Origin of the sequence: Nonomuraea sp. MG754425, from assembly GCF_021699195.1 — a bacterium.
Lineage (GTDB): Bacteria > Actinomycetota > Actinomycetes > Streptosporangiales > Streptosporangiaceae > Nonomuraea.
This window is the reverse complement of record NZ_SSXE01000358.1, coordinates 1-7798: the sequence shown is the minus strand read 5'-3', so window position 1 is coordinate 7798 and position 7798 is coordinate 1. Positions and strand designations below refer to the sequence as shown.

At 72.9% G+C, this 7798-nt stretch carries 5 protein-coding genes; 2 read left to right on the top strand and 3 right to left on the bottom strand.

The window, feature by feature from the left end:
• Window positions 1-1822 (bottom strand): polysaccharide lyase 8 family protein (locus FAF44_RS52305; RefSeq protein WP_237110970.1); only part of this gene is annotated, 1822 nt, incomplete at its 3' end.
• Window positions 1823-2148: 326 nt separating this feature from the next.
• Here FAF44_RS52305 and FAF44_RS52300 point away from each other — a divergent pair.
• Window positions 2149-4464, top strand: coding sequence for a glycoside hydrolase family 3 N-terminal domain-containing protein (locus FAF44_RS52300; RefSeq protein ID WP_237110969.1), 2316 nt, complete (start codon window positions 2149-2151; stop codon window positions 4462-4464).
• Window positions 4465-4505: 41 nt separating this feature from the next.
• Here the strand turns inward: FAF44_RS52300 and FAF44_RS52295 are convergent, their stop codons facing one another.
• The gene (locus FAF44_RS52295; protein ID WP_237110968.1) at window positions 4506-5027 is read right to left on the bottom strand and encodes a snapalysin family zinc-dependent metalloprotease; all 522 of its coding nucleotides are present in this window, start codon (window positions 5025-5027) and stop codon (window positions 4506-4508) included.
• Between the two features lie 96 nt (window positions 5028-5123).
• Entirely contained in the window at window positions 5124-6290 is a 1167-nt protein-coding gene (locus tag FAF44_RS52290) for a hypothetical protein (protein WP_237110967.1), read from the bottom strand.
• Between the two features lie 221 nt (window positions 6291-6511).
• Here FAF44_RS52290 and FAF44_RS52285 point away from each other — a divergent pair.
• Window positions 6512-7798, top strand: a 1287-nt coding sequence (locus FAF44_RS52285) for an ATP-binding cassette domain-containing protein (RefSeq protein ID WP_237110966.1), incomplete at its 3' end; no start/stop codon positions are given.

Here is a 7798-nt window from a genome sequence, read left to right as displayed (position 1 = left end):
TGCCCGCCCCCAGGCACACCACGCAGTCGTCCAGGAAGAACCACGCCTTCCTGGCCGTCAGCGTGCTGCCCAGCCCCCGCAGGTCCTGTCCCACCGCGGCGAACTCGCCGTCCGTCGCGCCGCCCACCCAGCTCGCGTCCGGCCGGGGGCGCGCCCAGTCGCCGCCCTCCCCGTCCGCCAGTCGCTTGGTGGACACGGTGGTCCCCGGCAGCCGGTACGGGTCCGCGGTCGCCCAGAACGCGTCCGCGTACTGGCCCGCGCCGAACCCGTCGCCCCACCACGACAACCACCCGGCCCCCGTGTGCCAGCCCCGCGCGTTCTCCCCGTTGCCGTACTCGTAGTGGGCCACCCGCCGCGACGCCATGCTCACCGAGGCCGCCCAGCCGGGCCGCCGGTGGACCGCACGGTCCATCGCGGGGAACAGCCGGTGCTCCACCGGCTCGGCCGCCGCCGGCTCCTTCGCCCCGGTCACCGCAAGGAGGCGGGCCGTGCGGGCGACGTCCAGCGACGTGTTCTCGCCCACCGGCCGGCCGCGTGCCAGCCGGCCCTTCACCATGGCCCGCCAGGCCGCCGCGCGCTCCTCGCCGGCCACCTCCGCCAGCAGCGCGATCGAGGCGAGCACGTCCTGGGCGCGCAGGTGGTCGTCCAGCGAGTCGCGGCTGATGCCGCGCCCGGCCACGTTGTCCATGATGAGGCCGTTGTAGAGGAACGGCGCCATCGCCTCGTCCACCATGCCGAGGAAGGCCCGCAGCTCCGGCCCGTCCAGGTCCCACGCCGTCCCGCGCAGCAGCGCCCCCAGCAGCGCGACCCCGCCGAACAGCACCGCGCCGTACCCGCCGACGTACGGGACGCAGCCGTGCTGGATGAAGGAGCCGTCGGCGTAGAAGCCGTCGCCCGTGGTGACCGGGGCGAAGACCGGGGTCAGCGCGTCCCTGGCGACCTGGATCCGCGGCTCCTCCTCCCCGAGCGCCCCGCGCAGCACCAGCACCCGGCACAGGTCGACCCGGTTCGCGCCGGTGCTGTCGCCCTCGTAGCGGGCCACCGCCGACTCCGGCGCGAACGCGTCCACCGCCGCGCAGCAGGTGGCCGTCCTGCGCCGGGTCAGCCGCTCCGACAGCAGCAGCGCCGCGTCCAGCAGCGCCTGCGGGGCGCCGATCCGCCAGTGCCACCAGTTCCCGTACGGGGTGGTGCCCGGGTGGTAGACGTCGGCGAGCAGGTGGTCCAGGCCCGTCAGCACGGCCCCGGACAGCTTGTCGTCGCCGCTCACGCCGGTGCCGGGCTGGGCGTACGCCTCCGCCATCGTTCTCAGCCTGGTGAAGCTCCGGTAGACGCCGGCCGACAGTGTCCCGGGCCCGGCCTCGGCCAGGGCGCTGCGGGCGGCGGCCCGCGACCGCGCGCCCGTGCCGTCGTGCCGGGCGGGCTCTCCGGGGTCCGCGTCGGCGGCGTCGTGCCAGGTGTCGGGCCAGGTGTCGGGCCAGGCGTCGGGCCCGGAGCCGGCCGGGACCGCCTGCGCGCCGCTATGCCTGGCCCCGCCGCGATCGTTGGCGTAGCGCAGTTCGGGCCAGAGGGAGCCCTGCTCCGGGCTCATCGACTCCGCGTGGCGGGCGGCCGCGCGGCCCAGCTTCGCCAGCCGGGTCCGGTAGGGCTCGGCCTCCCGGTCGAAGCCGTGGCCGAGCAGCAGGGTGCGCCAGCGTGCCCGCAGTTCCGCGTACCGGGCGGCGGCCTCGGCCCGGCCCGGCGGCAGCGCGGTGCACAGGCCGCCGATCAGCGCGGTCCCGGCGGCGGTGCGCAGGACGTCGCGTCGTGTCCATCCACCTGACATGAGGACCCCCGAGGCCGGTCGTGCTGGGTCGGACATCGGGGACGATATCCAGCCTTGGCCCGGCCGGCGGGGCCGACTTCAGGGCATTGATCGAGTGATGACCTGTACATGCCCTGCCGGTGCCGGGCCGGCGTCCGCCACCGGCGGCCGGACGCCGGCAAAGCGGCGGTGAAAGTTTCACCCGATCGCACACCGTTTTCGCTGGTGTCCGGGTCGTCGCGGCCCAGCACGGCGACCGGGCCGGGAAACTCCGGTAAATCAACCTAGAGTGGGATTTGGGAGCGCTCCCAAATCCCCCTTTCCGAGCCGAGCGCGGAGCAGCCTGCATGAGCAACCCGAGCAGAAGATGGACGAGCAGGGCCGCCGCGCTGATGCTCGTCGCCGCGAGCCTGGTCGCCGGTCCCCCCGCCACGGCGTCGGCCGGGCCGGCCGCCTTCCCCTACCAGGACCCCACCCTCCCCGTTCCCACCCGGGTCGCCGACCTCATGTCCCGCATGTCGCTGGACGAGAAGCTCGGCCAGATGACCCAGGCCGAGCGCGGCTCGGTCGGCGAGGCCGACGTCACCACGTACCGGCTCGGCTCGGTGTTGTCCGGCGGGGGCTCCGCGCCGTCGCCGAACACGGCCACGGGCTGGGCCGACATGTACGACAGGTACCAGAACGCCGCCCTGGCCACGCCGCTCGGCATCCCCATGATCTACGGCGTGGACGCCGTGCACGGCCACAACAACGTCTTCGGGGCCACGATCTTCCCGCACAACATCGGCCTCGGCGCCACCCGTGACCCCGACCTGGTCCAGCGGATCGGGCGGGCCGTGGCGGAGGAGGTCTCCGGCACCGGCATCGACTGGAACTTCGCCCCCTGCCTGTGCGTGGCCCGCAACGACCGGTGGGGCCGCACGTACGAGTCGTTCGGCGAGACCCCCGACCTGCCCTCCTCGATGGCCTCGATCATCACCGGCCTGCAGGGCACGACGCTCGGCGGGCCCGCCTCCGTGCTGGCCACCGCCAAGCACTACGTCGGCGACGGCGGCACCACGGGCGGCGTCGACCAGGGCGACACCCAGCTCTCCGAGGCCGACCTGCGGGCGATCCACCTGCCGCCGTTCGAGGCGGCCGTCGAGCGCGGCGTCGGCTCGGTGATGATCTCCTTCAGCAGTTGGAACGGCACGAAGCTGCACGGCCACCAGCACCTGATCACCACGGTGCTCAAGGGCGAACTCGGCTTCGACGGGTTCGTGGTCTCCGACTGGAACGGCATCGACCAGATCGACGGCGTCCAGGGCACCTCCGCGCAGGACGTCCGCACCGCCGTGAACGCCGGCGTCGACATGGTCATGGTGCCCGTCGAGTGGCGCCGCTTCATCGACCTGCTGCGGGCCGAGGTGCAGGCCGGCCGGGTCACGACGGCGCGCGTGGACGACGCGGTACGCCGCGTCCTGACCAAGAAGTTCGAGCTCGGCCTGTTCGAGAAGCCGCTCACGGACCGGTCGTACACCGCCGGCGTCGGCGGCGCGGCGCACCGGGCGCTGGCCCGCGAGGCCGTCGCCAGGTCGCAGGTCGTGCTCAAGAACGCGGGCGGCCTGCTGCCCCTCGCCAGGACCGGCGGCAAGATCTTCGTGGCCGGCAAGAGCGCCGACGACATCGGCAACCAGAGCGGCGGCTGGACGATCTCCTGGCAGGGCTCGTCGGGCAACATCACGACCGGCACCACGATTTTGCAGGGCATCAGGAACACCGTCGGCTCCGGCGCGAGCGTCACCTACAGTCGCGACGGCAGCGGCATCGACAGCTCGTACCGGGTGGCCGTGGCCGTCGTCGGCGAGACCCCGTACGCGGAGACCCAGGGCGACCGCCCCGGCGGCCTCGGCCTGGACACCGCCGACCTGAACACCATCGCCACCCTGCGCGCCTCCGGCGTGCCGGTCGTCGTGGTGCTCGTCTCCGGCCGCCCGCTGGACATCGCCGCCCAACTGCCCGGCTGGAACGCGCTCGTGGCCGCCTGGTTGCCGGGCACCGAGGGGCAGGGCGTGGCGGACGTGCTGTTCGGGGCCGTCACCGCGCCCGGCACGCCCGTCGCCTCCGCCGTCACCTCCTCCTCCGCCACCCTGACCTGGCCCGCCGCCACCGACGACGTGGGCGTGACCGGCTACGACGTGGTGCGCTTACAGGGCACGGCCGAGACGGTGACGGCCGCCTCCGCCACCGCCTCGGCCTCCGTGACCGGCCTCACGCCCGCCACCTCGTACACGTTCGCCGTGTACGCCAAGGACGCGGCCGGCAACCGCTCACCACGCTCCGGCACGGTCACGGTGACCACCACGGGGGGCGGCACGGGCGGCGGCTGCTCGGTGACCCCGTCCACGCAGAGCCAGTGGGGCAGCGGGTACGTCGTCCAGGCGACCGTCGCCAACACCGGCGGCGCGGCGCGGACCGGCTGGACCGTCACCTTCACCCTGCCGGCCGGCCACACCGTCACCGGCTCGTGGAACGCGGTCCTCACCGTCTCCGGCCAGACCGTCACCGCCCGCAACGCCGCGCACAACGGGTCGCTGGCGGCGGGCGCGAGCACCTCGTTCGGCTTCCAGGCCGGACGCCCGGACGGGAACACCGCCCTGCCGTCCGGCTACACCTGCCTCTGACGGACGTCCGGGCCGCCCCGTGGGCGGCCCGGACGCTCGCGTCACCGCTCCGAGTGCACCCTGCCGAACTCGACCAGCGGCGTGGCGCCGGCGAAGTTCCCGTTCACCTCGGCCCGCTCGGCGGCGCTCGGGGTGGCGTTCGTGCAGCTCACGGGGGCGCTCGACCCCGACATCAGGTCGGAGCAGAGGCCGGTGCGCCGGTCGGGCAGGCCCAGGATGTGGCCGATCTCGTGGGTGGCGATGCGCAGCGGGTAGTAGCCCTGGTCCACGGCCTGCCGGCCCATCCAGACCGTGCCCCGGCCCAGGCTGGTGGGCAGCGCCCGGGGCCAGCCGTTGTCGGCGATCACGACGAAGTTGGCGGGCGTTCCCTTGACCAGCCGGACGTTGGCGACGTTGGCGTTCCAGACCGCCGCCGCCTGGTCGATCGTGGTGGCGAACTCGGCGGCGCGGCTGGTGTCGTACCTGACCACCGTGACCAGGGCGGTGGCCTGAGCGGGGGCGGTGACCAGCAGGAACGCCACGCTGATCAGGGCGGAGAGGATGAAGCGAAGGGGTCTTGACACGGATCCTCCTCCGGGAGTTGGGGGTGTTGTGACGGTATGCGCACCCCTGCCTCCCGGAGACGTATCAGATTGCCCCTATCACGGTGGTATGGCCACTCAGCAGATCGTCTGCCGGCTGTTGACCAGCGTGTTGTTGCGGAAGGTGGTGTTGACGCCGCACGGATTCTCGGTGATGGCGGAGTTCGTCACCGTGAGGTTCTGGATGACGATGTCGGAGGTGACGGGGAACTCGGTGCGCGCCGCGAGCCGGATGTCGCCCGGTCCTGTGACCGTGCCGCTCTGGGCGGCGATGGTGACGTTGTAGCAGTTCTCGATGAGGATCGCGTTGTTGCCGGTCTGCGCGATGTCCACCCGGTTGATCACCGCGCCGCCGCTCTCCGAGACGCAGAAGACGCCGCGCCCGCCGCCGCGCGCGATGACCTGGTTGACGCGGATGTTGGTGGGATAGGCGTTGCCGATCCGGCCGTTCCTGTTGGCCATCCGGAAGGCGGCGTAACCGGTGCCGGTGCCGGCGTTCTGCGCGTCCACCGTGTCCACGGTGGCGTTGAGGGTGTCGTTCAGCAGCAGGCCGGACTCGCCGGTGTTCCTGGCCGTGACGGTGCCGATGGTCAGGCCGTCCAGCCCGTACGTCTCCACGCCGTGGGCGCTGGTGCCCGAGACGTAGACGTTGTCGATGCGCACGTTCCTGGTGCGCACGCTGCGGTCGCCGTGGTTGTCGACGCGGATGCCCAGGCCGCTCGACAGGCGCAGGTCGATCTGGCCGAGCGTGATGTTGACGCCGTTGCGCACGAAGATGCCGTACAGCGGGGCGCCGGTGACGTTCAGGTGCTGGACCTCGACGTCCGTCACGCCTCTGGCGTACACGACGGCCTGGTCGCCGGAGCCCGAGCCGGTCACGTTCACGGTGCCGCAGACGTCCAGGACGGTGTAGCTCGGCAGGGAGAGCCGCGAGCCGGCGCTCATCGAGCCCGAGCCGCGCACGACGACCCGCTGCTTCGACGTGCGGCCGGCGGTGAGGCTGCCGACGGCGGCCTGCATGGCGGCCAACATGCTGGTCCCGGTGTAGACGGTCGTGCCGCCGTTGCGCGCGGTCCAGGTGCTGCCGCTGAGCACGGCCTCGGCCTGGTACGAGCCGTCGCCGCACGCGAGCGCGGCGGTCCCGGCGGCGGTCTGGGTGGCGGCGGCGGGCAGCGGGGCCGCCACGAGCACGATCGCGGTGAGCCAGGCCACGAGGCCGGACGTTCTGGGCTTGCTGCTTAGCATGCTCCGCTCCTGGGGGTCGGGGATCCGGAGGGCTGAATCGATTCATCGGCCGCCAAGCCGCTGACCTGGGCTTTCATCGCGGGAAGAAGGCGCGTTCGGCGGCCGTTCGGAGGGGGAGTATTACAACGTTCAAATCGGCCGTCAACAGGCGGTGAAAGTTACACCTGCGGGCCCCGACCAGACCTCCGGAAACTCTCGGTGTTCGCATGCACACTGCCTGTATGCAGAACGAGCCACTCGAACTCGGCGAGATCTCCTTCTCCACCTGGTACGCCCACACCGACAAGATGGCGGAGGTCGGCTTCCTGACCATCGCCGGAAGGCTGCCGTCGCTCACCGGTCAGGCGATGCGCATGGCCTGGCAGGCCGGCCCGCGCGACGCCGTCGCCGCGATCGGGCTCAGCCTGCTCGGCGGCGTGTTCACCGCGTTCGGCCTGCTGGCCACCACCGGGGTGCTCACCGCGCTGTTCAGCGCGGGCCCGACCCCCGGCCGGGTCATGGCGGCCCTGCCCAGCCTCGCCCTGGTCGGTGGCGCGGCGGTGCTGCGCGCGGTGACGCAGGCGGGCGCGGGCTGGGCGCAGTCGCGGCTCACCCCGCAGATCGCCAGGGTCACCGAGGCCCGCCTCTACGGCCTGACCAGCCAGGTGGAGCTCGCCGCCTACGACGACCCCGACTTCCACGACTCGATGGAACGAGCCAGAACCCAGGGCGTGTCCGTGGCCGACTCCGTGGTCGGCTCGGCCGTCGACGTGGTCAGCGCCGCCGTCGGCATCGTGGCCGCCGCGGGCGTGCTCGGCGTGCTGCACCCGGTGCTGCTCCCGTTGCTCCTGCTGGCCGTGCTGCCCGACGCCTGGGCCGCGGTGCGCACCGCGCGGATGCAGTACTCCACCATGTACGCCCTCATCCCGGCCCGCCGCCGCAAGTGGATCATCGGTGACCTGCTGGCCGAGCGGGTGTCCGCGGCCGAGGTGCGCTCGTTCACGATGCGCGGCTTCCTGCTGCGCGTGTACGACGCGGTGGCCACGGCCGAGCAGGACGTCCTGCTGACGCTGGCCAGGCGGCAGACCATGGCCAAGCTCGTCGGCGAGGTGCTCGGCGGGCTCGGCACGGCGCTCGTCTATGTCGCGCTCGGCGTCCTGCTCGCGGTCGCGGCGATCCCCCTGGCGGTGGCCGGCGCCGCCGTCCTGGCCATCCGTTCGGGCCAGACCTCGCTCGGCACCTTCATGTACGCCACCAACCGCCTCTACGAGCAGGGCCTGTACTTCACCGACTTCCTCGACTTCTGCGCCGCGGCGGAACGCCGGCTGACCGGCCCGCGCCCCGGCGATGTCCCCGAGGGCTTCGCGTGCGTCACGGCCTCGGAGGTGACCTTCAGCTACCCGGGCGCCGGCACCCCCGCCCTGCGCGGGGTGTCCGTCGAGATCAAACGCGGCGAGATCGTCGCCTTCGTCGGCGAGAACGGCTCCGGCAAGACCACCCTCGCCAAGATCCTCGCCGGCCTGTACGAA

Bases quoted from the DNA above. Each gene is read 5' to 3' on its own strand.
- FAF44_RS52300 (WP_237110969.1), top strand. From the start codon at position 2,149: ATGAGCAACCCGAGCAGAAGATGGACGAGCAGGGCCGCCGCGCTGATG.
- FAF44_RS52290 (WP_237110967.1), bottom strand. From the start codon at position 6,290: ATGCTAAGCAGCAAGCCCAGAACGTCCGGCCTCGTGGCCTGGCTCACC.